This window comes from Sorangium sp. So ce1153, assembly GCF_051521595.1.
Lineage (GTDB): Bacteria > Myxococcota_A > Polyangia > Polyangiales > Polyangiaceae > Sorangium.
Genome location: NZ_CP150361.1, coordinates 12462011 through 12485836 on the forward strand (window position 1 = coordinate 12462011; position 23826 = coordinate 12485836).

Annotated in this window: 17 protein-coding genes and 1 other RNA gene; 10 read left to right on the forward strand and 8 right to left on the reverse strand. The window is 71.2% G+C overall.

Annotation, left to right across the window (positions count from 1 at the left end):
• Positions 1-6: 6 nt before the first annotated feature.
• The 3 genes from WME85_RS45320 to WME85_RS45330 all read right to left on the reverse strand — a co-directional run bounded on the left by WME85_RS45320 (position 7) and on the right by WME85_RS45330 (position 5340).
• The gene (locus WME85_RS45320; RefSeq protein ID WP_437830529.1) at positions 7-1317 is read right to left on the reverse strand and encodes a carbohydrate porin; all 1311 of its coding nucleotides are present in this window, start codon (positions 1315-1317) and stop codon (positions 7-9) included.
• 1159 nt (positions 1318-2476) lie between these two features.
• Positions 2477-3766: a serine hydrolase domain-containing protein gene (locus WME85_RS45325; protein WP_437830532.1), complete on the reverse strand. Its 1290-nt coding sequence runs from the start codon at positions 3764-3766 to the stop codon at positions 2477-2479.
• 869 nt (positions 3767-4635) lie between these two features.
• The gene (locus tag WME85_RS45330) at positions 4636-5340 is read right to left on the reverse strand and encodes a hypothetical protein (RefSeq protein ID WP_437830535.1); all 705 of its coding nucleotides are present in this window, start codon (positions 5338-5340) and stop codon (positions 4636-4638) included.
• Between the two features lie 85 nt (positions 5341-5425).
• Here WME85_RS45330 and WME85_RS45335 point away from each other — a divergent pair, with 85 nt between their 5' ends.
• Entirely contained in the window at positions 5426-5914 is a 489-nt protein-coding gene (locus tag WME85_RS45335) for a nitrate reductase associated protein (protein WP_437830537.1), read from the forward strand.
• A gap of 67 nt (positions 5915-5981) precedes the next feature.
• Here WME85_RS45335 and WME85_RS45340 read toward each other — a convergent pair whose 3' ends face one another.
• From WME85_RS45340 to folP, 3 genes are read right to left on the reverse strand one after another with little or no spacing between them, the layout of a single operon-like run.
• Positions 5982-6920 carry a CdaR family protein gene (locus tag WME85_RS45340; protein WP_437305298.1) on the reverse strand — a complete coding sequence of 313 codons (939 nt, stop codon included), beginning with the start codon at positions 6918-6920 and terminating at the stop codon, positions 5982-5984.
• Positions 6917-8245, reverse strand: a complete 1329-nt coding sequence (cdaA, locus tag WME85_RS45345; RefSeq protein ID WP_437830540.1) for a diadenylate cyclase CdaA — start codon at positions 8243-8245, stop codon at positions 6917-6919. Before cdaA ends, WME85_RS45340 begins: the two co-directional genes overlap by 4 nt.
• Positions 8238-9167: a dihydropteroate synthase gene (folP, locus tag WME85_RS45350; RefSeq protein ID WP_437830543.1), complete on the reverse strand. Its 930-nt coding sequence runs from the start codon at positions 9165-9167 to the stop codon at positions 8238-8240. The genes cdaA and folP overlap by 8 nt, the downstream gene beginning before the upstream one ends.
• 444 nt (positions 9168-9611) lie before the next feature.
• On the opposite strand from folP, the gene WME85_RS45355 reads away from it, so the two are divergent.
• The 3 genes from WME85_RS45355 (at position 9612) to WME85_RS45365 (ending at position 14764) form a co-directional block, all read left to right on the forward strand.
• Positions 9612-11489, forward strand: coding sequence for an HDIG domain-containing metalloprotein (locus WME85_RS45355; protein ID WP_437830546.1), 1878 nt, complete (start codon positions 9612-9614; stop codon positions 11487-11489).
• Between the two features lie 47 nt (positions 11490-11536).
• Positions 11537-13264, forward strand: coding sequence for an acyl-CoA dehydrogenase family protein (locus WME85_RS45360; RefSeq protein ID WP_437830549.1), 1728 nt, complete (start codon positions 11537-11539; stop codon positions 13262-13264).
• A 270-nt stretch (positions 13265-13534) separates the two neighbouring features.
• A complete protein-coding gene (locus WME85_RS45365; RefSeq protein WP_437830552.1) occupies positions 13535-14764 on the forward strand; it encodes a serine/threonine protein kinase in 1230 nt (409 codons plus the stop codon).
• Between the two features lie 81 nt (positions 14765-14845).
• Here WME85_RS45365 and WME85_RS45370 read toward each other — a convergent pair whose 3' ends face one another.
• The gene (locus tag WME85_RS45370) at positions 14846-15613 is read right to left on the reverse strand and encodes a hypothetical protein (RefSeq protein ID WP_437830555.1); all 768 of its coding nucleotides are present in this window, start codon (positions 15611-15613) and stop codon (positions 14846-14848) included.
• Between the two features lie 67 nt (positions 15614-15680).
• Complete coding sequence (locus tag WME85_RS45375; RefSeq protein WP_437830557.1) at positions 15681-16781, reverse strand: DUF362 domain-containing protein; 1101 nt, start codon at positions 16779-16781, stop codon at positions 15681-15683.
• A gap of 374 nt (positions 16782-17155) precedes the next feature.
• Here WME85_RS45375 and WME85_RS45380 point away from each other — a divergent pair, with 374 nt between their 5' ends.
• The 6 genes from WME85_RS45380 to WME85_RS45405 all read left to right on the forward strand — a co-directional run bounded on the left by WME85_RS45380 (position 17156) and on the right by WME85_RS45405 (position 23824).
• Positions 17156-17740, forward strand: coding sequence for a ComEA family DNA-binding protein (locus WME85_RS45380; protein WP_437830560.1), 585 nt, complete (start codon positions 17156-17158; stop codon positions 17738-17740).
• A 421-nt stretch (positions 17741-18161) separates the two neighbouring features.
• Positions 18162-19649 (forward strand): UDP-N-acetylmuramate--L-alanine ligase, encoded by a 1488-nt coding sequence (locus WME85_RS45385; RefSeq protein WP_437830563.1) that lies wholly within the window; start codon positions 18162-18164, stop codon positions 19647-19649.
• Positions 19646-20515, forward strand: a complete 870-nt coding sequence (locus WME85_RS45390; protein ID WP_437830565.1) for an inositol monophosphatase family protein — start codon at positions 19646-19648, stop codon at positions 20513-20515. The genes WME85_RS45385 and WME85_RS45390 overlap by 4 nt, the downstream gene beginning before the upstream one ends.
• 276 nt (positions 20516-20791) lie before the next feature.
• Positions 20792-20984, forward strand: a non-coding RNA gene (ssrS, locus tag WME85_RS45395) — 6S RNA.
• Positions 20985-21202: 218 nt separating this feature from the next.
• Positions 21203-22045, forward strand: a complete 843-nt coding sequence (locus tag WME85_RS45400) for a hypothetical protein (protein WP_437830568.1) — start codon at positions 21203-21205, stop codon at positions 22043-22045.
• 3 nt (positions 22046-22048) lie between these two features.
• On the forward strand, positions 22049-23824 hold the full coding sequence (locus tag WME85_RS45405) for an MXAN_5187 family protein (protein ID WP_437830571.1): 1776 nt from the start codon (positions 22049-22051) through the stop codon (positions 23822-23824).
• The last annotated feature ends 2 nt before the right edge of the window (positions 23825-23826 follow it).

Below are 23826 nucleotides of genomic sequence, written 5' to 3' on the forward strand. Positions count from 1 at the left end.
AGGTCTCTAGAAGTACCAGTCGGTGCGCGCGCCGATGTAGTGGCCGACGTTCGACCCGGCGCCCGTCCTCTGGAGGTAGGCAGACAGCGCCTGATTCTTCGCGGCGTCGTTGTAGAAGGCCGCCGTGTAGATGAGCTTGAAGTGCGGCCGCGCGCCGGTGCTCAGCTCGCCCGTCGGGACGAGGGTCGGGACGACGGAGACCTTGACCGCGGTCCCGAGCTCGTTCTCGCCGTCCTTCCGGCCCTGGAACGAGGCCTCGATGACGGGGTGGAAGTTCTTGTGCGCGAAGATCGCGGCGTTCGCCTGGACCGAGAAGTCCATCTGCTTCTCGTGCGGGCCAGCGGGGGTCGGGACGGCGCCCGCGGGGGCCTCGTACGCCGCCTTGGTGTAGTGGAAGGTGGCGAGGCCTTCGAGGGCGGCGACGTCGCCGATCCGGAAGCCGGCGTGCTCGACGGCCTCGATGGCGAAGGAGCCCGCGTACGTGCCCTCATCGTTCGGGAGGCCCCAGGTCTGGTACGTCTTGGCGCCGCCGGCGGCGCCGTTGGCGATGCCGGTGCCGAAGCGCACGGCCGTGTCGCTCCAGTTGCCCTGGCCGAGGCCGACGTGGAGCTTCGCGCCGATGACGCCGCCGAAGTCGGCCTTGCCGTTGTCGGGCACCGCGAAGCCCTCGCCCCGCTTCGCCGCCTGGAGGACGTGCGCCTCGGCGTGGATCTTGACGTGGTGCTTGGCCTCACCGCCGAACTCGAACTTGTAGTTGCCGGCGAAGACGGTGCGGAACCGCTCGACGTCGACGTTCCCATCCGCGTTCGTGTCCAGGTTGTACGCGGGGAGGGTGTCGCCGAACCCGCGATAGCCGAGGATCGCGAGGTTCAGGTTCTCGTACTTGAGGCCGCCGCCCTGGCCGCTGAGGTCGTCGAGGTAGAAGTAGTCGCCGATGGGCGCGTACTGATCGCGGAAGAACTTCGCGCCGCCCCAGACGCTGAGGCCCGGGACGAGGAAGTTGCCTGCCTCGATGTAGGCCTGGTTGAACTGCATCGTGATCGACTGGCCGCCGTTCGAGGACGGCTGCATGAACACGCCGCCGTACTGACGCCAGATGGCGAAGGTCATCTCGGACTTCACGTAGAAGTCATCCGGCGTCGCGCCCTTCACCACGTGCGCGACCAGCGACGGCTCGGAGTAGTCGTCCTCTTCGTAGCGACCGCCGATGCCGAACCCGAGCAGGTTCATCGACGCGCCCTGGATGTTCTGCCCGTAGACCGACCACGCCATGCCGAGGCGCGAGTACCAGTGCCACTCAAAGTTCTCGCCCGACACGGCGTGGGCCGACCGCGGCGCCGCCGTGAGGCAAAGGGCGGAGACGGAAACCAGCCCGAGGGCTCGGACTGCGGCGCGCCGACCCGCGAATCGCTTGCTGGGAACCGACGACCTGTCTCTCTTAAGTGATGTCATCGAACGACGCTCCTATCCATTCTTTGGAGTGTACTTGGGTGGTGGGAGGTGATCTGGCCAGGTGGCCAAGCGCGGCAGAGGAAGCGGCTTGTAAAGAGAATCTAAGGTTTGGCTCTCTGCGAAGGAGCCGCCCGCTGCCACACTCGCGGGGCTTGCGGGGGGCACAGTTAACAGGAACGTTCTGTTCATGTCAAAGGTCTCCGAAGCACCTACAGCAGTTTGTTGCTTTCTGCGTCGCGTCATGATTAAGTGACCGGAATTACTCGATTTAGATAGACCTCGGTCGCCCTGCTGGGGAACAGCAGGGCGCTCATAACGCGTCGCACCAAAACCAGCTCGTACCGGCTAAAGTGTTGCCGAAAGAATCCACGCGCGTGCCTCGTGCGTTGCCGGGAGTGCACCGAACGCGTGCCGCGGACTGCAAGGGTGCATTGGCGAGCCAGGGCCGCGCGGGCTTTCGTGCCGCGTCGGGGCCGCGGCGAGCGACAGAGCGCGGAGTGTTTCAGGACCTCGAACTCGGTTTTTCGTTCCGCTTCGTTCCGCTTCGTTCCGCTTCGTTCCGCTTCGTTCCGCGCCGAGGCCGTGGATCCGCCGCAGCGCCAGCGCCCTCTCCGGGGTTGAGCTCCTGGCGAGCCCCCGCGTCCGGGGAGCGTCATTGACGCTCGGGGGCGCGCCGCGGGGGGCGCCGCGCGCGGACGCACGCGGAGAGGACCTGCGCGCGCGCGCAGGGCCGGGAGGCAAGACGCGACCGCGTGAGAAACCTGCTCGCCGAACGGCAAGATAACGCGACGCGTTGCAGAGCGTAATGGACGACGCAGTCTCCGAGCGACCTAGTCTCGACTGCAGTGCACTGCGGGGTGGACAGGTTCTTGTCCAGGGAAGGCGTCACGCGGTCGCCTCGGCACACCGCATGTCCTCGCGCGCGCCGCGCGCGGTGCCCGCCGGCAGGCGTGGCCCCGAGCGCGCGAGGCGCGTTGAGGCGGCCCGATGTCCGGAGCCGCGCGGAGCGGGGTGCGCCGCGCGCTCAGCGCTCGTTTGCGACTGCGCCGATCATCCCGTCGAAGAACTCGACCACGCCTGTGCTGTCGATCAGGCGGTTCCAGCCCGGCTCGTCGAAGGGCTCTGGCAGACCGTGGTTCGTCAAGAAGACGCCAAAGAGCTCGCGTGCCGGGTCGATCCACACGAACGAGCCCGTCCCCCCCGCCTTGCCGAAGGACCCGGGCGACAGCCGCGTTCCGCCGTGCGAGAAGCGCGGCGTCCAGATCTCCCAGCCGAGGCCCTTCGGCGTGAGGAGGAGGTTGTTGAGGGGCGAGGTGTCTGTCGCCGCGGCGGTGACCTGAGGAGTCTGGCTCCGTGTCAGCTTGTAGACGGACTGCGGGGTGAGCACCCGGGCGCCGCCGTAGCTGCCCCCGCTCATGATCATCTGACAGAAGATCGCGATGTCCATCGCGGTCGAGAACACGCCGTCGCAGCCCGTGACCCCGCCGAGCGCGTGGTCCTGCTCGTCCTGCACCTCGCCGCGCACGAGGCGGCCGCGCCGGCTCGAGGCGCCGGTCGCCGCGACGCGCGGCGCGAGCTCCGGCGGCGGCTTGAACATCGTGTCGTGCATGCCGAGCGGGCCCCAGATGTGGGCGTGCGCGAACGTGCTCAGATCGGTGCCGGAGACGATCTCGACCACCCGACCGAGCAACCGGTACGTGAGATCGCTGTAGAGCACGGACGAGCCCGGCGTGTACTCGAGCGGCGTCTCGGCCATCGCGTGCCAGACCGCCTTGTCGTCGAGCTCGTCGAGGCGCTGGTTGTCGACGGGCAGCCCGGCCGAGTACCGGAGCATGTCGAGGAGGGTGATGCTCGCCTTCCCGTTCGTGGCGAAGCGCGGCAGGTACAGCGCCACCGGGTCGGAGAGCTTCAGCCTCCCCTGCTGGACGAGCACCATGATCGCCGTCGCCGTCGCCAGCACCTTCGTGAGCGACAGGACGTCGAACATCGTGTCGAGCGTGACCGGCTCGGTGCAGCCGGCGACCTTGTTGCCGAAGGCCCGGTGACCCACGATGAGCCCTCGCCGCGCGATGAGCGCGGTCGCGCCCGGGAAGAGGCCGTCGTTCACCCGGCGCTGCACGCGCGCGAAGACATCCTCGATGATCTCCGAGTGCATGCCCACGACCTCCGGGATGCCGGAGGCGAGCACGGTCGACGTCATCGCGCCCGCCGACGAGCTGCCGAGCACCGCAGGCGCGACGGCGGTGAGCGTCGCGATGCCACCGAGTCCCCGCAGCAGGTGCCTGCGATGAAGGGAACGATCTCCAGTATCCATGTCAACAACTCCTTGCGAGGTCCTTGCACGATGCCTGTCGCTGACGCCGCCGCGGGGCGAACGCATGATCTCCCACCGATCTCTCCCGGACGCGGGGGGCGGCCGCCGCGCGCCCGACACGGGGCGCCGCGCGCGAGCGCGACCTGAGCGAGCGGCGCCTCGACACATCGATGCCCGCGCGCGTGAGCGCGTCGCGATCCCGGAAGACCCCTCGAGCGGCGCTGAGGCGGCAGCGCGATCCCGGGCGCCTGTACGTGCAAGAGAGCCGCGCCCGGCGCCCGGTGCTCTATCCCATGACTCCTGGAACGCGTCCTCCAACGCCGATCGCCGGCATGTACTACCGGCGAATACCCATACGGATACGGCGCACTGGACCCCCCTCCCGCGCGACCAGCGCGGGAGCGCCCGCGCTCCAAGCTGCCTGGAGTGAACACCAGGCAACGAAGTAGTATTGCTTGATCATCCCTCGATATCAAGAGTCAGAATCACCAGCGCTGTTGCCGTTCGCGTGGTTCGCGTGGTTCGCGTGGTTCGCGTGGTTCGCGTCATTTGTGTCGTTTGTGTGGCTCAGCTCGGTGTCGGCTCGGTATCAGCATCAGCGCGGTCGTGCCCGCCATGCAGCAGCTGGCAGGCCGCGCGCGGGCTGAGGCCGTCGCGGAGAGCGGCACCACACGGGGACTCACCATCGGAGGTTTGGCGCGGATCTCCTTCACTCGGCTCCAGGTGGCGCGCGGCGCGCGAGCGGCGCCCCTTCGCCCGAGCCGCGCTCGCAGCGCCCTCACGCGCTCGGCGCGCGGCCACGATGCTCAGCGCGCGGCCACGGTGGTGCTCAGCGCGCGGCCACGATGCTCAGCGCGCGGCCACGATGCTCAGCGCGCGGCCACGATGCTCAGCGAGACCCGGGCGCGCGCGTTCTGGTAGTACGCGTCGAGCGCCTCGGCGAGCCGCTTCGCGACGTACCAGCGCTTCAGCGCCGGCGCGACGTCCTCGTAGCGCTGATCCTTGAACGGCGTGACGCCCGAGCGCAGGACGATCTTGAGCTCGAAGTCGCTGGGCTCGAGCATCGGCGCGACCATGCGGTCCAGGTACAGGCTCGCGCGCGCCTGACGGCGCAAGAGCGCGTCGAGCTCGTCGGAGCTCATCCCCTCGGCGGCCGCCGCGGCGAGGAGGCGCGCGCGGCCGCGGGCGCGCTGCTCCAGCGCGATGCGGGCCCCCTCGGCCCGCTGCGCCACCTCGGTCGACGTCGGCGCAGGCGAGATCGGCAGGCTCGCAAGCAACGTCTCCGCGACGTGCCGGTCGAGCGCGGCGCGGATGTGCCGGTCCCGATAGAGCCCGGGCTCCGCATCCGGGTCGGCGAGCGCCTCGACGCGCGCCTCGAAGGCGAGCTCCCGCTCGAAGATGAACTGAGGGCGCCCGACGCCGCCCGTCTCCGGCGAGTGCCAGCGCACGACGACACGATCGAGCGGCACGGGCGCCGAGGGCGCGACCTGAGCGTCCTGGGCGCGGGCGCCGCGGATCGGCGACGCGAGCGCGAGCAGCGCGAGCAGCGTCGTGAGGAGCCCGAGGCGGCGCACAGCGGCAGGCTAGCGCAACAGCGCCGCGCGTCCCAGGCGCAACGACAGCTCGCGGACGGCTCGGTCGCGGCGATAGGATGGGGATATGTACAGGCAGTTCGCGCTCGAGGGCGAGGTTCACGTTGTGCTCGACTGCGTGCCGCTCGCGGTGCGGCGGAAGCTCGACCTCGCAGAGCTCAAGATCTCGCTCGCGGGGTGGCAGACGCTGTCGCGCGCCGAGCGGCTCGCCCTGTGTCACCTGCCGGTGGACACGGACGACGACGTCGCGGTGTACGCCGAGGTGCTCCGCGGCTTCGCGGCCCGCGCCGGGGTTCCCCTCACCCCCCTCGCGGAAGCGCCGGTGCGCCGCGCCGCCTGGGACGCAGGCGCCGTGAGCGCGCGGCTGCGCGACCGGCTCGGCCCGGACGGCGCGCTCGACGGCGGCGCGCTCGGCCGGCTGGCGGAGCTGAACGAGGAGGAGCGCTACGCGCTCTTCAAGCTTGCCGATCCGAAGCGCGGGCCCGAGAAGCTGCGGGCGCTGCTCGGTGAGCTCGGGCTGTCCGGGGACGACGGCGGCGAGCGCCCGCCCGGCTGACCGACCGTGCGGCGCGAGCCCGCCCGCCGATTCACCCGGCGGGCGGCGGCGCGTCAGCGCGGCGCGCTCACCACTTCACCATGACCTTCGGCGGGTTGACCTCGGCCGTGACGCGCGGGACCTCGACGAGGACGTCGAGGAAATCGCTGCCCGGCTGGCTGAGATCCAGGTTCGCCGCCTTGGGCTCCACGCGCGCCAGGATGGCGTCGGGGTTGACGGCGCTCACGTCCTCCGGCGTCCCGGTGATCCTCACCTGCACGATGGCCGGCGTCACGGTCGCGCGCGGGATCCCGACCACCTCGATCCTCCGATCGAAGGTCCGCGTGGCGAGCTCGCGCCCGATCTCGAGCGTCGCCATCACGCTGTCGACGTCGTACGTCACGAGCTTCGGCGGCCGGTCGAGGGCGAGCTGTCGCTGGTAGGTGCCCTCGGTGAGCCCGCTGATGTCGAACGGCGCCGTGCGCGCGAGCTGCATCACGTCGACGACCGAGCGCGGCCCGCGGGCGTTGACCATGGCCGGATCGATCGAGACCATCCCCTTCACGAGGAACCCCTGCGCCGCGTCTCCCGTGCGCGGCACCTGCACCGGGATGGGGCGCACGACGACGTCGTCCCAGCGGAGGTCGATCGTCGGCGGGTAGATCTGCTCGACCGTCAGCCCGGCCGGGACGTGGAACATCGACTTGTCGAGCTCGATGCGCGTCACCGTGCCGTTCCGTAGATCGAGCTGCAGCGTCCCGAGGTCGTCGGCGCGGAGATCGTCGAGCTGGGTCCGGGAGCCCCGCACCGTCACCGATACAGCCTGCGGGACCTGGGTCATCAGCTGCCGGTTGCTCGAGTCGGGCGGGATGATCGTGACGATGTCGAGCGAGAAGGTGCGCTGCGCGTTCTCCGCCCCGTGGATGAAGGCGTAGAGGCACAGCGCGAACGTGATCGAGAGGAGCTTGAGGCCGAGGTTGTCGAGCAGCGCCGAGCGGAGCGCCTCGCGGAGGGCAGCCAGCGTCATGGCTCATCTCGCGGGGGCATCCCCTCCGCGCTCCCCTTGGATGCGGCGGTCGCCGCGGCCTGCCCCGTCGGGACGAAGGTGCGCTGCGACGGCACCGGCGAGTCGGTCGCGCCCGCCGCGACATCAACCATGGCCTGCCGGCCGCGCTCGGACGAGGGGCGATCGCCGTCCTGCGGGGCGGGCGAGCCCGCAGGGCTCCGCATGTCGGCGCTGGATCCCAGCGCGGCGCGCGCCTCGGCGCCGGAGCGCATCGGCGTGGAGGTCGACATCCTCGACATCGGCCGCGCCTCAACCTCCGTGGCCGGCTTGATCATCTCCGCGGCCGGCTTGATCATCGAGGAGGTCTTCGTGACCGGGGTCGCCGGCTTGGCCTCGATCGGCGCGGGCTTCGCGGCGGGGAGCTTCGCGGGCTCGTGGCCCTGGCCGGCGGCGGCCGGCGCGGCGGCCGGCGCGGCGCCCACCCCGGGGCTGCGCAGCGGCGGCGTCGGGAGGCTCGTGCGGCCGCCCTGAGCCACCTTCTTGGCGAAGCGCCGCCGGCGCGACGAGCGGCCGAAGAGCCCGAGCAGCGCGTGGCGCAGCGACTGGCCGTCGAGGTTCGAGACGATGTTGCCGCTGAAGCAGAAGCTGATCGTGCCGCGCTCCTCGCTGACCACGACCACGACCGCGTCGGTCTCCTCGGTGATCCCGAGCGCGGCGCGGTGCCGGGAGCCGAGGCTCGCGTCGAGGATCTTGGTCTCGGGCATCGGGAAGAAGACGCCGGCGCGCGCGATCTTGAGGTCGCGGATCAGCACCGCGCCGTCGTGCAGCTTGTTGACCGACTCGGGGACGAAGAGCGACACGAGCAGCTCCCGGGTCACGACCGAGTCGATGTGGATGCCGTCGCTCTTGACGAACTCCAGCACGTTCGCGTCCTGCTCGAAGGCGATGATCGCGCCCATGCGGTGGCGGGCGAGCTCGGTCGCGGCCGCGACCACCTCGTCGATGACGCGCGACTGCTGCTCGCGGCCGCTCGTGAACCAGTTGCTGCCGCCGACGCGGATGAGGGCGCGGCGGATGTCGTTCTGGAAGACGACGACGACGATGAGGATGATGGACGAGAGGAGCCACGAGAGCAGGTTGAGGAGCGTGGTCAGGCCGAAGATCTTCGCCCCGAGATAGATGAGAAAGACGATGCCGAGCCCGAGGCCCATCTGCATCGCGCGGGTGCCGCGCAGCACGAGCAGCGCGCGGTAGACGACGTAGGCGACGATGAAGATGTCGAACAGGTCCCGGAGGACCTGCGCCGCCGGCCGCGCCGCGAAGAGGCGGAGGAACCCGTCAAGCATCGCGTCGCGCCCCCTGGGCGAGGGGGGCGCCGGGGCGCCGGTCGCCCGCGCGATCGGGGCCGCCGACGCGATCGAGCGCGCGCTCGATCGCGCGCATCACGTCGAGCGCCTGGCGCACCGGGCCGACGTCGTGGACGCGCACCGCCGCGGCGCCGCGCGCGGCGCACGCGAGCGCGGCCGCGACGGTGCCGCCGAGGCGCTCGGAGGGCGGCGCGAGCGCCGCGCCCTCGCCGCGCTCCGAGGCCGCGGCGCGCGCGAGGAACGACTTGCGGCTCGGCCCGACGAGCACCGGAAAGCCGAGCGCGCACAGCTCGTCCAGCCGGGCGCACAGATCGAGCGACTGCCGCGCGTTCTTGGCGAAGCCGAGGCCCGGGTCGAGCACGAGCTCGCCCCTGGGCAAGCCCGCCTCGAGCGCCCGCTCGGCCGCGCTCGACCACTCGCGCGCCACGTCGGCGACGACGTCGCCGTAGGCGTCGTCGGGATACGCGGAGAAACCGGCCATCGCCGACATCGACCCGCGGCTGTGCATGAGCACGAGCGACGCCCCCCGCCGCGCGCACAGGGCGCCGAGCTCAGCCGCGCTGTCGAGCGAGATCGTGTTGACCACCGCCGCGCCGTCGTCGAGCGCGCGCGCCGCGACGACGGGGGAGGTCGTGTCGATGGAGACGACCGCGCCCCTCTTCACCGCGTCGCGGACGCTCCCGCCGATGCGCGCGATCTGCTCGTCGTCCGGCACTGGCTGCGCGCCCGGCCTCGTCGATTCCGCGCCGATGTCGATCATGTCCGCCCCCTCGGAGAGCATCGCATCGATCTGCGCGAGCGCCGTGTCTTCATCCGCGAAGCGACCGCCGTCGGAGAAAGAGTCCGGTGTGCGGTTGAGGACCCCCATGATCACCACGCTCCTGCGGCGTTCGAGCAGCATGCGCAGCGGGGACATTTCCTGTGGGTAGCAACTTTTGCGCCGAACGGCAATTGTCTGCTCCAATCGATGTTTTCCGGGAGCAATTGGAACATCGCGGGGGGCCACGTGACGCGCCGCCGCGCGCGGCGGCCCCCGTGGGCGGGGCCGGCGGGGAGGGTTGAAGGGAGGGGCCGGCGAGCGCGCGCCAGCGTTGGACGGCGCGCCGATGTCGACATTCGGCCTCGGGCTCGGCCTCCGCAGGCTGCCCCTCGTTCGGGCGGGAGCGCGCCGCCGGGGTGGCCCCTCTGCGCGCCGCTGACTCGGCCGCGCTTCTTTGCTAGGGTCCCGACCACACCTTGACATCGGTGGCCGCCCGCGGCCGGCCGGTGGCGCCGGGGTGACGCGCGAGCGTGCCCCGTCAACCGTTTCTCAAGCTGCATCCAGCGGACGAGACCGAGCGGTTCCATGCTGCGCACGCGTATCCGGGCAGGTCCCCTCGCCGGCTTCGTCTTGAGCGTCCTCTTCTCGGCGCTCTTCGCCGTGATCAGCGTGGGCGAGCTCTTCATCCCCGCGCTCAGCCCGGAGATGGGCAAGCCTGCGCCCGTGACGCTGCGGGTCCCGTACGGGCCGCGGATCGTGCGCGACTCGCACGACGGCGGCTTCTCGCTGTCGTACGAGCACAGGCGCGTGATCGTGCCGCGCGGCACGGTGCTCTCGGAGCGCAACGAGGATCACGACGCCGCCATGGCGTACGAGACGGTGCGGCGCATGCGGCGCCCCGGGCTCGGCGCCCGGATCGCGAGCACGTACGTCATCTACCTGATCGTCTGCCTGATGCTGACGGTCTACCTGCGCCGGTTCGGGCAGAACCGGGTGCGGCTGCTCCGCACCCAGGTGGGCATGTTCGTCCTGATGACGGGCTCGTTCCTCGTCGCGAAGCTCCTCCTGCTCTTCACGGCGCTGCCCGAGTTCTGGATCCCGGTCGCGGCGCTCCCGCTCTGGGTCGCGATCGCGTTCGACCGGCGGACCGCGTTCCTCGTCGAGGTGGGCGTCGCGTTCATCGCCGCGTCGCTGCTCCGGTTCGACGTGGTGCTCCTGTCGGTGCTGCTCGTGCGCGGCATCGCGGCGACGATGTTCTTCTTCAAGCGCAAGGGCTCGCGGCAGCTGCTCGTCGCGGGGAGCCTCGCGGGCATCGCCGGCGCGATCGGGTTCATCGCGCTGACCGTGCTGTTCGAGGGCAGCTTCGACCTGGGCGCCGATCTGAAGCGCTGGCTCGGGTCCAACGTGCTGGCCTGCGTCGGCGGGGGGCTGCTCGTCGGCCTGCTCGGGCGGAGCCTGCGCGAGCCCGCCGAGCGGGCGATGGGGCACGTGCCCCGCGACAAGCTGCTCGACCTGACCGACCTGGAGCAGCCGCTGCTCAAGAAGATGGCGGCGGAGGCGCCGGGCAGCTGGGAGCACGCGCGCGCGATGGCGAACCTCGCCGAGGCGTCGGCCGCGGCGATCGGCGCCGACGCCCTGCTGACGCGCGTGGGCGCCTACTACCACGACCTCGGCAAGACGGTGCAGCCCAAGTACTTCATCGAGAACCTCGCGCCCGGCGAGCGCTCGCCGCACGAGGACCTCGAGCCGGAGGTGAGCGCCGACGCCATCATGGCGCACGTCGTGATGGGCACGAAGATCCTGCGCGAGGGCAACATCCCCGAGCCTGTGGTCGAGTTCGCGTACACCCACCACGGCACGCAGGTCGTCGAGTACTTCTGGCACAAGTGCGTCGAGCACGGGAACCCGAAGGACCTGACGCAGGAGCACTTCCGCTACCCCGGCATGAAGCCGCAGACGAAGGAGACGGCGATCCTGATGCTCGTCGACTCCATCGAGGCGGCGTCGCGGACCATCTGGCCGCCCGAGCACAAGAAGTTCGAGGAGATGATCCAGCGCGTGATGTTCTCGAAGCTCGCGTCTGGCCAGCTCGATCAGTCGGGGCTGACGATCGAGGATCTGCGCATCATGACGAGCCGGATGGCCTCGACGCTGGTCAACATGTACCACGGGCGCATCAAGTACCCGTGGCAGCGCGAGAGCGATCGCGCCGGGCACACGCCGCCGCCGCCGACGGTCACGCCGCACCCGCTGCGCCCTGCCACGCCCACGCCCGTGCCGCCGTCCGGCGTCGCGGGGCGCGACGGGAGCGCCGTCCCGCCGCCCGCCTCGACCGCGCGGGGCTCAGCCGCGGCGGCGCCCGCGACGCCCGTGACGACGCCCGTGACGATTGACGACAGCGGGGGGGCCGCGAAGGACGAGGGCCCAGCGGAGTCCGCGCGGACGCCGAAGAAGACGCACTGAGCTGGCCGCGCACTCAAGCAGCGGCCTGCCCCTGAAAGGACGGTCCGATGCCCCCGACGATCGAGCAGAGCTTCATGAAGGCCCTCTTCCACGGCATCATCGCCGAGGACATCATCTTCCCGTACCCCGAGATGCCCGCCGAGGACCGGGAGACGACGTCGATGATCCTCGACAGCGTGCGGAGGTTCTTCGCCTCGAGCGTCGACAGCGACAAGATCGACCGAGAGCACGCCATCGATCCCGGCCTGATCGACCAGATGAAGGGGCTCGGCCTGATGGGCCTGCAGATCCCGGCCGAGCACGGCGGCATCAACCTCAGCAACATGGCGTACGCGCGCGTGATGCAGGAGGTCGGCGGGCTCGACGCGTCGATCGCCGTCACGCTCGGCGCGCACCAGTCGATCGGCTTCAAGGCGATCCAGCTCTTCGGGACGGAGGAGCAGAAGCAGCGCTACCTCCCGAAGCTCGCGACCGGCGAGTGGATGGCCGCCTTCGCGCTGACGGAGCCGGGCGCCGGCTCCGACGCCGCGGCGATCAGGACCCGCGCCGAGGTGTCGCCCGACGGCTCGTACTACACGCTGAACGGGGCGAAGATCTGGATCACGAACGGCGGCTTCGCCGACGTGTTCACGGTGTTCGCGCGGACGTCCGCGCTCGAGGAGGGGAGCAAGCCGAAGCTCACGGCCTTCATCGTGGAGCGGGGCATGGGCGTGAAGAGCGGGCCGAGCGAGCACAAGCTCGGGATCCGGGGCTCCTCGACGACGGAGCTCTTCTTCGACGACGTGAAGGTGCCGCGCGAGAACGTGCTCGGCGAGGTCGGCAAGGGCTTCAAGGTCGCCGTCGAGGTGCTCAACAACGGGCGGCTGGGGCTCTCGGCGGGGTGCGTGGGCTCGTGCAACACGCTGATCCGGCTGGCGCTCGACAGGGTCCAGGAGCGGCGCGCGTTCGGCCGGAGCATCGGCGACTTCGGGCTCATCAAGGACAAGATCGCGACGATGCTGGCGCACACGTACGCGCTCGAGTCCATCACGTACCTGACGGCGAGCCTCGTCGACGCCAAGGTCCCGGACTTCTCGATCGAGAGCGCGATCTGCAAGGTCATGGGGAGCGAGACCCTGTGGTTCGTGGTCAACGAGACGCTCCAGATCGCGGCCGGCATCGGCTACATGCAGGACTACCCCTACGAGCGGCACCTGCGCGACGCCCGGATCAACATGATCTTCGAGGGGACGAACGAGATCCTGCGCTGTTTCATGGCGCTCTCCGGGATGAGCGGCCCGGGCAAGGCGCTCGCGGACGTGGCGAAGGCGATGCGGGAGCCCATCAAGGGCTTCGGGCTGCTCAGCGATTTCGCGATCCGCAAGGCACGGTCGGTGCTCGGGCGCGAGCGGATGTCGAAGGCGCACCCGCTGCTCAGCCGGGAAGCGGTAATTTTCGAGGACTACACCGCCGAGCTCGCCACCCACAGCGAGGACATGCTCCGGAAGCACGGGCGAGAGATCGCCGAGATGCAGTACGCGCAGCGCCGCATCGCGGAGATGGCCATCGACCTCTATTGTATGGCCGCGTGCATCTCACGCACGACCCGCGCCATCGAGCGGCGCGGCGAGGACGGGGCGCGGCGGGAGATCGATCTCACGACGGTGTTCATCGGCATGGCACAAAAGCGGCTCAGGCAGCATGTTTCGGACTTCCAGAAGAACGACGACGAGCTGCGCAAGGCCGTCGCGGTGCGAGCCTATGCGGATCGCGCCTACCCGTTCGATATCCTGTAATCGCAGCCCGCCTCACCTCGGCTGACATCCAGGGACGCCGAGGGACACCGAAGGACATCAAGGCATATCGCGGGATACAGCGCCCCATGCATCTCCATCGGGATCTCGCTGATCGCCTGTAGTGGGCGCCCTGTTTCGTGCGGATTTCGAATCACGGTCCGGACGGATTGCGATATATATCGTTTGGGCGTACCATTGGCGTGAACCCTTCGACAGGAATCGGGTGATCACTTGTCCCAGGCTCGGGCGTTGGGTGGCAGGTGCGGAGCCATGAAGGAGACTGCTGAAGGTCGGGCCGTCATGGATAAATACCGCCTCGAGCGCAGGCTCGGCGGCGGTGGCATGGGCGACCTGTGGCTGGGCTTCGACATCAAGCTCAGACGGCGGGTGGTCATCAAGTTCATCCGGAGCTTCGCGGCGACGGAGCCCGAGCTGATCGCCCGCTTCGAGCGCGAGGCTCGCGCTTCCGCGCGGGTCCGGAGCCCCTACGTCATCGAGACCTACGATTACGGCGTCGACCGCGGCTGCGCGTTCATCGTCATGGAGTACCTCGAGGGCGAGGACATGAATCGCCGCCTCGACCGCGAGCAGAAGCTGTCCCTCGCGCAGGCGATGGCCCTGTTCACGCAGCTCGGCAAGGCCCTCGACGCGGTCCACGCCGCGGGGGTGATCCACCGGGACCTGAAGCCCGGGAACATCTTCATCACGTCCTCGGGCGGCGAGGAGCTGGTGAAGGTGCTCGACTTCGGCGTCGCGAAGTCGTCCTGCTCGCGCGACCGGATCACGAAGACGGGCATGGTCCTCGGGACGCCGCGGTACATGAGCCCCGAGCAGACCATGGCGCCCAGGCAGGTCGACTACCGGAGCGACCTCTGGTCGATGGCGGTGATCCTGTACCGCGCGATCACCGGCCAGTGCCCCTTCGCCGGCGACAACATCAATGAGATGGTCCGGCGCATCTGCCAGACCTCGTTCCCCAGGGCGTCCGAGGTCGCGCCCGAGCTCCCGCCCGGGCTCGACGCGTTCTTCTCCCGGGCGTTCGAGTTCGATCCCAACGCGCGGTTCCAGTCGGGCAAGGAGATGATGGAGGCGTTCTCGGCGATCGCGCAGCCGCACGCCGCCCAGCAGCCGCCGCGCGCTATCCCCGGCCCGGCGCAGTTCGAGCAGAGCGCGATCATCGTGAAGCGCGGCGCGCTGGGCCTGCCCGCGGCCCCGCCTCGCTACGGGATGGATGAGACGACCATGACCGACATGCTGGCGCCGCCGCCAGCGAACGACCTCGGCGGCGCGCACCGGGCGGCCGCGGCCCCCGAGCCCGACCTGGGCGATCAGCAGGGCGAGGTCGTGCTGGACAGCCGCGTCCTGCCGCCGCTCCGTGTTCCGTGGCTGGTCGCGATCGCGCTGCTCCTCGCCGCCGCGTCCGTCGTCTGCCACGGCATGGCCCAGGGGGCGCTCTGGGCGCCGGAGGCCGCGGAGAGCCCGGCGCCGAGCGACCCCTGATCCGGCACCGCCGCGGCGCCTCCTCACGGCGATCACCTCGCCTGCGCCGCGCGGCTGGGCAGCGGCGCCGCCAGGCAGGGCCTAGCGCGCCTCGGGCCTGGGCGCCTCGGTGACGCCGGAGATCCACCTGAGCTTCGGGGCGCCCTCGTCGATCCAGCGGTCGCGCACGCGGCGCGCGAGGTCGGGGTGCTGGCCCGCCTTCACGGCCAGCACGGACACGAGGCATGTCCCCGGCCATGACTCATAGGCCGCGATCGCGCCAGCGTACTCGTCGCTGGCGAACACCGACTCGATGTTGCCCTGGAGGACCTTGAACACGAGCGGCCGCACCTCGCCGTCGATCTCCTGCGTCGTCCGGATGAGCTGCGCCTCCCCGAGCCGCACGCCATAGCCGTCGGCGAGCGGCGCGTGCTTCGCCCAGAACTCGTCGAGGCAGCTGTCGGGATCGCTCGGCCCGGTCGTGTTCGTGTAGAGGACCGCCAGGGCGGCGTAGTGCTCGTCGCCGTACTGGAAGGTCGCGCGCGTCGGGTGGCTCCAGATCCGCACCCGGCGCCAGCTTTGCCAGTCGACCAGGGGCACGTCGAGCGTCTCGAACCGGTCCCGGCGTCGCCCCCACGGCTCGCTGAGCAGCCGCTCGAGCGCGGCGCGCTCCGGGTCGGCCGCGTCGCCGCCCGGGTTCTCGCGGGTGACGGAGGCCGGCGTCGGCGGCAACCCGGGCGCCCGCGCCGGCGGGCTACCGCTGCACGCCGTGAGCGCGAGGGACGCGATCGCGAGCGGGACGAGGAGGGGGACCGCCGACGCGGTCCCCGCGCGCGTGGACGAGCGCGCTATCGGCGTGGAGCAGGGCATGGGCAACACGAGCCTTGGCTGGCGGTTCTCATCGACGAAAGCCCCGCGAGCGGATCCCGCGGCGCCGCTACAATCGGACCTCGCGCATCGCGATTTTATTCTTGTCGAAGACCCCGAGCCCGAGCTCACCCGCGATGCGGATGTACGACGGCTCCCGGCTCGCCTCCTTCAGCGTGGGCAGCCCGTTCTCCTTGCGCCACGTCTCGACCACGCCCCAGCCGATCACATCCATGGCGACCGGATCGGTCGTGGCGTAGACCGACTCGTGGAGGACGCGCCGCTTCGGGTTCTTGTCGAGCGGGCCCTGGTCGTAGATGAGCTTGAAGCCGTCCGTGATGTGCAGGCGGACTCGGCTCTTCACGACGTCCTGAGCGTAGAGCTCGGCGATCTGCGGGCTCGCCGTGTGCTCGTGGAACGAATGCGGGTTGATGGTCGAGCCGTGGGTGATGTTCTTGAGACACCCCGTGTAACCGCAGATCGAGTGGTCCTTGATCAGCGAAACGTTGATCACGGCGGTCGCGTCGGTGAAGGGGCGCACGAACTTGGTGGGGATGCCGCAGACCGAGATGCTCGGCATCACGGCGTCCTTGTTCTCGTGCACCGCGGCGCGGATCCCGGCGGGGAACTCGGCGGCCGGCTTGGCGGTGCGGTCGGCGCAGCGGGTGCCGGCGAGGAAGGACGGGTACTGCTCGAAGATCATGACGTTCTCGGCGGGGACGCCCGCCGCGATCACGCCGCGCACGATCTCGAGCACGAGCTCCTTGTTGGTGGCCATGGTCGCGCCCTTCTGGCCGGCGATCCCGTTGGCCTTGATCGCCACGCGGTCGTCCTTGTGGACGAACCGCCCGAAGGCGGCGCCGAGGTCGGCCTTCCCGGTGAGCTCCTCCATGGCGCGCTCGAGCATCGCCTTCGCGGCGGACGCCTCGGGCCAGAGGCCGTTCGGCTGCAGCGAGTTCGACTTCGTGACCTTCACGATCTTCCCGGGGATGGAGAGCGGCGTGAAGCCGGGGGGCGGCATGGCCGCGAGGCTCGGGATCTCCTCCGCGAACGCCGCGCGCGGGCCGAGGAACGCGGCGCCCGCGGCGCCGGCGGCGAGCCCGCCCAGAAAGGCTCGGCGCGAGCGACCCGAGGGGCCGGGATCAACAAAGCGACGGGGATCGTGGGGCATAAGACCTCGTGGTGAGCGCCCTGGGGCGGGTGGAATGCCGCCGGGTCGCCGGGCGCCCGGGGGGGTGATGGTAGCCGAGCTTCTCGCTCGAGACACGGCGACCGGACCGCGCGGGTGGCGGGCTCGTCGGCGAAGCCGGATCCGCCATGGCGGCGCCGCGCCCGGGCGCGCCGGGTACCCACGATTGGCGCGGGTCTTCAGGCCAGCGCGCGCCGGCATGCCGCTCGCTTGGCGGCAGCGCGGGGAGACGAACGCCGCGCGCTGGGGCGCGGAGGCGACGTCCTTTGCGCGAGGAGGCGCGGCACGTGGAAGCGACATCGAAACGGAAGGGCTCGCTCGCCGAGCGGGCTGATGAAGCTGGTGAAGGGCAAGCCATGGCGGACGCAGGACACGCCACGGAGGCAAGGCGCTCGTGGCGCGAACGGGCGCAGGAGGCGCTGAGGGAGTCGGCGTGGACCGCGCTGGGCGGCAAGGTGGTGGCCTACGGCGCGGGGTTCCTCGCGCTTGCGCTCGTGGGCTCCGGCCACGCGCAGAGCCTGCTCCCGGGACGTCGCGCGGATCCATCCGCCGCCGAGCTGGCGATGGTCGCCGGCGATCCGTCGCCGTTCGGCGCCGCCGGGGACGCCGGGGACGCCGGCAGCGCGCCGGCGCACCCCACGGCCGCGCCGATCGCCGACGCAGGGGCCGCAGCAGCAGAGCCACCGTCGCCCAGCGATGGCGGCGCGGGCGCCCCGCCGGGCGGCGGCGTGACCGCCGACGGCAAGGTCGTGCTGAACCTCGCGACCGAGGCAGACCTCATGCGCCTTCCTGGCGTCGGCCCGGCCAAGGCGGCCGCGATCCTGGCGCTCCGCGCCAGGATCAAGCGATTCCGGAAGGTCGACGATCTGCTCCGGGTCAAGGGGCTCGGCCGGCGGTCGCTGAAACGGCTGAGACCGCTCGTGCTCGTGGATCCGCCCTGAGGGCGCGTCGCGCGCCGAGCTGCCTCGAGTCCTCTCGCTCGAGCCGCCGCGCGGCACGCTGTCCAGAGAGAGCGCTGTGCAGGAGCGGAGAGCGCCTCGGGGGGAGCGTGCGGCGCTGCGGCCAGCCCCCCCTGGGCCGCCTCCAGCTCACGACATGCACGCTCGGCGGGCCGTGCAGATATGGTGTCTGCGGGTCGCCGGAGGGTCCCTGAAGGCCCGGTGCCGATCAGGGATCACCGATCGGTCGAAGTCCGCGAGTCCGCGAGTCCGCGAGTCCGCGAGTCCGCGGCGATCGTCTGCTCGTCCTGCGGGCTGTCGGGCCGGAAGGCGCCGCGGCCCGGCGACGCGGCGCCTTCCGGCCCGACAGCCCGCCGCGGGAGCCCCCTTGCCCTCCGGGGGCGCTCGGGCACACTGCGCCGCGATGCACGTCCACTTCGTCGCCGTCGCGGGCACCGGCATGGGTGCGCTGGCGGGGCTCTTCAAGGCCGCGGGGCACGAGGTCTCGGGCTCCGACGTCTCCTTCTACCCGCCCATGGGGCCGGCCCTCGAGCGGTGGGGCATCCGCCTCATGACCGGGTTCGATCCCGCGCACCTCGATCCGCGCCCCGACCTCGTCGTGATCGGCAACGTCTGCCGCCCGACGAACCCGGAGGCGCGCGCCGCGATCGACGGCGGCCTGCGGGTGACCACGATGGCGCACGCGCTCGCGGACCACATGCTCGCCGGCCGCTCTCCGCTCGTCGTGGCCGGCACGCACGGCAAGACGACGACGAGCTCGATGTGCGCGTGGCTCCTCCACGAGGCAGGCAGGGACCCCGGGTTCCTCATCGGCGGCCTGCCGAAGAACTTCGAGGGAAGCTTCCGGCTCCCCCGGAGCGCCTCCTCGGCGAGCGACCGCCGCGGCCTCCCGCTCCTCAACGAGGCGGGCTCGGGTCTGCGCAGGACGCCGTTCGTCGTCGAGGGCGACGAGTACGACACCGCCTTCTTCGAGAAGACGCCGAAGTTCTGGCACTACCGGCCCGAGGTGGGCATCGTGACCTCGATGGAGCACGACCACATCGACATCTACCCCGACGCTGCGTCGTACGAGGCGGCGTTCCGCGGGTTCGTCGAGCGGATCCCGGAGACGGGGCTCCTCGTGGCGGCCGCGCACGATCCGAGGGTCGTCGACGTGGTGACGCGATCGGCGCGCGCCGAGGTCGCCTGGTTCGCGCTCGAGGGCGACGACACGCACGGGAGGCCGCCGCACTGGCTCGCCGCCCCCGCGGAGGCCGGCGCAACTGGCCAGTCGTTCGATCTGTACGCCGGCGGCGTCATGGCCGGGCGCGTCGCCCTGCAGATGCCGGGACACCACAACGTGCGCAACGCGGTCGCCGCGATCGCGGCCGCGGCGCAGGGCTTCGGCGTGCCGCTCTCGACCGCGACCGCGGCGCTCGCGAGCTTCGAGGGCGTGCGGCGCCGCCAGGATCTCCTCTTCGAGGCGCGCGGCGTGCGCGTCTACGACGACTTCGCGCACCACCCGACCGCCGTGGACGAGACGCTGCGCGCGCTCCGGTCCCGGCACCCGGAGGGCGCGCTGTGGGCGGTGTTCGAGCCGCGCAGCGCGACCGCGTGCCGCGCGCTCCACCAGGAGCCCTACGCGCGCGCCTTCGGCGCGGCCGATCGCGTCGTGCTCGCGCCGCTCGGGCGGCCGGACATCGCCGCGGGCGAGCGGCTCGACCTCGACCGGCTGGTGCGCGAGCTCGAGGAGACGGGCAAGCGCGCCGAGGCGGCGGCCTCGGTGGACGCGATCGTCGCCGCGATCGCGCGCGACGCGCGGGAGGGCGACACGGTGGCGCTGCTGTCCAACGGGGCGTTCGGCGGCATCTACGAGAAGCTCCGCGGCGCGCTGTCGGCGAGGTCGCGGTGAGCGGCCGCGGCCCCGCGGAGCTGGCCGAGCTCTCCGGCGTCGCGCTGCGCGTCGCCGAGGAGGCGGCGGCGCTCACGCAGACCGGGTTCCGCGCGGGGGCGCGCGTGGAGGAGAAGGGACCGCACGACCTCGTGACCGAGTTCGACCGGGCGAGCGAGGCGCTGATCATCGCGCGGCTCGGCGCGCTCACGCCCGGCATCGCCGTCGTCGGCGAGGAGCAGAGCGCCTCGGGCGCGACCTCGGCGCGCGGCGGCCTCGTCTGGTACGTCGATCCGATCGACGGCACCACGAACTTCGTCCATGGCCACCCGTTCTGGTGCGTCTCCATCGGCCTGATGGACGACGACACGCCCGTCGCCGGCGCCGTCGTCGCGCCCGCGCTCGGGCTCCGCTGGACCGGCTTCAGGCCCCGCGATCCGCAGCCGCCCGGCGCCGGGCCGGAGCCGCCGTCGACCGCCGGCGAGGCGCGCCGCAACGGCGAGCGCTGCGCGGTCAGCGCCACGGCGTCGCTGCAGCGCGCGATGATCGCGACCGGCTTCCCGACGGTGCGCGATCGGGCTCCGGACAACAACTTCGACGCCTTCATCACCGTCAAGCGCAACGCCCAGGCCGTGCGTCGCTGCGGCAGCGCGGCGATGGATCTCTGCATGGTCGCCGACGGGACGTACGACGCCTACTGGGAGCGCCGGCTGCACGCCTGGGACGTCGCGGCCGGAAGCGCGATCGTTCGCGGCGCCGGCGGCGTCATCACCTCGCTCGACGGCGGTCCACCGGACTACCACGTAGGCAACATCGTGGCGTCCAACGGGCTCGTCCACGCCCCCATCGTCGCGCTCTTCTCCCACGCAAGCCCGCCCGTCCGCTAGAGCATCGATCAGCTTGAAACGCCAGGGAACGAAGAGATTTGAACCACAGAGGCACAGAGGACACAGAGGAACAACAAAAAAACTCTGTGCCCTCTGTGCCTCTGTGGTTCATTTTCTCGGGGTTTCAACCTGTTCGGTGTCCTAGGCGTGTCGCGGCGACAAGCTCAGGGCGAGCCCGATGGCGCGATCCCTCCTTGCGTGAACGCGAGAGCGAGACCGACGAGACCGAGACGAAGAGTGGTTGACTGAGCCGCCGCGGGAACTATTCTAGGGTCGTTCCCTCTGCCGACTTCGTGAGGCGCTGGACGATTGAATCCCGAGTAAGCGAGAACCAGGGAGCCAACAACGATACCGTGGTGAGCTAGGCCCGGAACCATTCACCGGGAAGCCTGAAGCGGTACTTAGGCTCCCACCTAGCAGCTATGCTAGGGGTTCAAGTCCTTCGGCCCACGTCCTCGGCGGTACGGAACATCTCTCCCCTGCGGGCCGCCCACGCGGCCCGCAGTTTTTTTGTGCGCCGAGGCGTCGCGCCGCGTCTGCCGCACCGCGGCGCCGCCAGGGCGAAGGTCGCGCGCCGGTGATGCCCGGGGGCCGAGCAGCGAAACGCGGCGCGCGGCATCCGGGCGCGGACGACGGCCCGGCTTTTGTTTCCGTTCTCATCCCCCTTCCGGTAGCTTCGGGCCTGCGATGGATACGAGATCCCCTCGATCTGCAGGAGCGCAGCACGACGAGCAGCGTCCGCTCGCCGGCGCAGTGCGGTTTGGGTCATCAGGCCACCTCAGGCGTGGCGTCCCTGGCGGCTCGCGCTTCGTCCGGCGCCTCGCCCTGACGCTCGCGATCCTCACGGTGCCCGGGGCGGCCCTCGCCGCGGTGACCATCAAGGGCAGGACCACGGGCATGCCCAAGCTCCTGAACCCGGTCTGGAACGAGGCCAAGGACCCGAAGGCGAACCGGTACACGTTCCGCGAGCCGTCGCCGACCGTCCGCGCTGATGTCCGCACGCTCGTCGGCTACGCCCCGAAGGAGCTGTGCGTGGCCGTGCTCGGCGAGAAGGGGGCGCCGCTCAAGACGCCGCGCACGATCGTCGTCGCCGGCGGCCGCACCTCGCCGGTGACCCTCGTCGTCGCCGAGGGCCAGCAGCTCCAGTTCGACAACCAGGATCCGTTCCCGCACAAGCTCTACGACGTCGGCAACAAGGGGCTGCAGCCGGTCGAGATCGCCGCCTCCAAGAGCCGCGCCTGGACGCCGCCAGGGCCGGGCAAGTACGAGATCCGCGACCAGCTCGCCCCGAGCATCCGGTCGTGGATCGTCGTCGAGCCGAGGGCCGTGGCCATCGCCTACCCGGACCGTCAGGGGAGCTTCGCGGTCGAGGTCGAGGCCGGCAAGTACACGCTGCAGGGCTACTTCAGCGGCGAGCCGGTCGGAAAGCCCCTCGAGGTGGTCGTGAAGCCCGGCCCGGACGAGCAGTTCATCAAGGAGGCTGTCGTCGTGGGCGAGGCCGGCGGGCCGAACGCGGAGCCAGGAAAGTAGGCCATGCTGCTGTCGCGCTTCTGGTACGGGGTGCTCGCGCTCGCGCTCGGCGCCGCGATCTTCATCCTCTTCGTGGCCGCGCAGCTGTACAACCGCTCGAGCCACCGCGCGATGAGCGAGTCGCTCAGTGCCGACTCCAGCGCCGTCGAGTGGTTCCTCAACGACGACGCGCGGAAGCGCTCCAGCGCGCTCATCCGCGTCGCGCTGAACCCCGCCCTGCGGGGGGCGCTCGCCAAGTCGTCGACCGAGGCCAAGCCGGGCGCCGAGCTGCGCGAGAAGGCCCGCGGCGCGCTGCGCAGCGCGGCCGAGGAGGTGCCCGCCGACCTCAAGTTCGATCACGTGTGGGCGGTCGACGCGAGCGGCCGCGTGATCGCGTCGGTGGGCTTCGAGCACCGCGAGGACTGGGAGCTCGGCGGCTACCCGGTCGTCGCCGACGCCCTCCACGGCTGGATCCGCGACGACGCCTGGGTCTGGAAGGGCCGCATCCTGCGCGTCGTGGCGCGCCCGGTCGAGCAGGACGGCAACGGCGAGCCGGTCGGGGCCGTGGTCGGCGCCAAGATCATCGACGACAACTTCGCCCGCGCGGTCACGAAGCGCACCGGCGCCGCCGTCGGCTTCTACGCCGAGGGCTCGCGCGTCGCGTCCGGCGCGCCCGAGGGGTTCGACAAGGCGAACCTCGACCAGATCACGCAAGATCTGAAGCTGCTCGACGACAACAAGGACTACCTCGAGAAGGGGCGCTCGGAGGTCCGCGTCATCGGCGAGCACCTCGGCGTGGTCTACGCGCGGCTGCCCGGCGAGGCGTGGGAGCTCGGCGCCGGCTACGCGGTCGGCCGGCTCGCGGCGTCGGTCGAATCGCCGTTCAACTTCCTCGACAAGGCGAACAACGAGGACAAGAGCCAGGTGCCCACGGCGCTGATCCTGGCCGGCGTCCTCGCCGTGGCCGCGATCGGTCTGGTGTTCTCGTTCCTGGAGCACACGCGGCCGCTCCAGGTCTTCCGCAACGAGGCGGCGCGCTTCGCCAAGGGCGACGTCGACGTGCTGGCGCCGAGCCGGTTCCGCGGCCCCTACCGGAAGATCGCGGCCGACATCAACGACGGCGTCGAGAAGGTGGCCGCGAAGGGCGGCGCGCCCCGCAAGGCGGCCGACCTCGAGCAGGTGCTCGGCCCCATCCCGGCGCAGCCCGCGATGAGCGCCTTCTCGGTGCCGCTCGGCCCCGGCGAGCCGCGCCCCGACTCGCGCCCGTCGTACCCGAAGCCCATGGTGAGCCCGCGCGGCCCGACGCGGCGGCCTGGCTCGCACCCGCTCAGCGGGCCGCCGCCGCCTCGCGAGTCCGAGGAGCCGGTGGAGGCGATCGAGGAGGTCTCGGACGCGGGGATCGCGCTCTCCGCCCAGGGCCCGACGGGCGCTCCCGGGCGCCCGCCGCCGCGGCGTCCGCCGCCGCCGCCGCCGCCCCGGGCGCCGGGCGCGCCCGCCCCGTCGAACCCGCTCCCCGAGGCGACGAGCGCGGTCCCGGACGCGACGAGCGCGCCGGCCGCGCGGCAGGACGGCGCGGGGGACCCGGACGAGCTCACCGAGTGGAACGCCGTCTACGAGGAGTTCATGTCGGTCAAGCAGCAGTGCGGGGAGCCGACGAACGCCCTCACCTTCGAGAAGTTCAAGGGGACGCTGCAGCGCAACAAGGACGCGCTCGTGGCGCGCCACAACTGCTCGCGGGTGCGCTTCACGGTCTACGTGAAGGACGGCAAGGCGGCGCTCAAGGCGTCGCCGGTGAAGTGAGC

What these genes read in the sequence shown, in the direction of transcription:
- WME85_RS45325 (WP_437830532.1), bottom strand. Translation starts at nt 3,766, where the DNA reads ATGGATACTGGAGATCGTTCCCTTCATCGCAGGCACCTGCTGCGGGGA.
- WME85_RS45335 (WP_437830537.1), top strand. Translation starts at nt 5,426, where the DNA reads ATGTACAGGCAGTTCGCGCTCGAGGGCGAGGTTCACGTTGTGCTCGAC.
- WME85_RS45340 (WP_437305298.1), bottom strand. Translation starts at nt 6,920, where the DNA reads ATGACGCTGGCTGCCCTCCGCGAGGCGCTCCGCTCGGCGCTGCTCGAC.
- cdaA (WP_437830540.1), bottom strand. Translation starts at nt 8,245, where the DNA reads ATGCTTGACGGGTTCCTCCGCCTCTTCGCGGCGCGGCCGGCGGCGCAG.
- folP (WP_437830543.1), bottom strand. Translation starts at nt 9,167, where the DNA reads ATGCTGCTCGAACGCCGCAGGAGCGTGGTGATCATGGGGGTCCTCAAC.
- WME85_RS45355 (WP_437830546.1), top strand. Translation starts at nt 9,612, where the DNA reads ATGCTGCGCACGCGTATCCGGGCAGGTCCCCTCGCCGGCTTCGTCTTG.
- WME85_RS45360 (WP_437830549.1), top strand. Translation starts at nt 11,537, where the DNA reads ATGCCCCCGACGATCGAGCAGAGCTTCATGAAGGCCCTCTTCCACGGC.
- WME85_RS45365 (WP_437830552.1), top strand. Translation starts at nt 13,535, where the DNA reads ATGAAGGAGACTGCTGAAGGTCGGGCCGTCATGGATAAATACCGCCTC.
- WME85_RS45370 (WP_437830555.1), bottom strand. Translation starts at nt 15,613, where the DNA reads ATGCCCTGCTCCACGCCGATAGCGCGCTCGTCCACGCGCGCGGGGACC.
- WME85_RS45375 (WP_437830557.1), bottom strand. Translation starts at nt 16,781, where the DNA reads ATGCCCCACGATCCCCGTCGCTTTGTTGATCCCGGCCCCTCGGGTCGC.
- WME85_RS45380 (WP_437830560.1), top strand. Translation starts at nt 17,156, where the DNA reads ATGGCGGACGCAGGACACGCCACGGAGGCAAGGCGCTCGTGGCGCGAA.
- WME85_RS45385 (WP_437830563.1), top strand. Translation starts at nt 18,162, where the DNA reads ATGCACGTCCACTTCGTCGCCGTCGCGGGCACCGGCATGGGTGCGCTG.
- WME85_RS45400 (WP_437830568.1), top strand. Translation starts at nt 21,203, where the DNA reads ATGGATACGAGATCCCCTCGATCTGCAGGAGCGCAGCACGACGAGCAG.
- WME85_RS45405 (WP_437830571.1), top strand. Translation starts at nt 22,049, where the DNA reads ATGCTGCTGTCGCGCTTCTGGTACGGGGTGCTCGCGCTCGCGCTCGGC.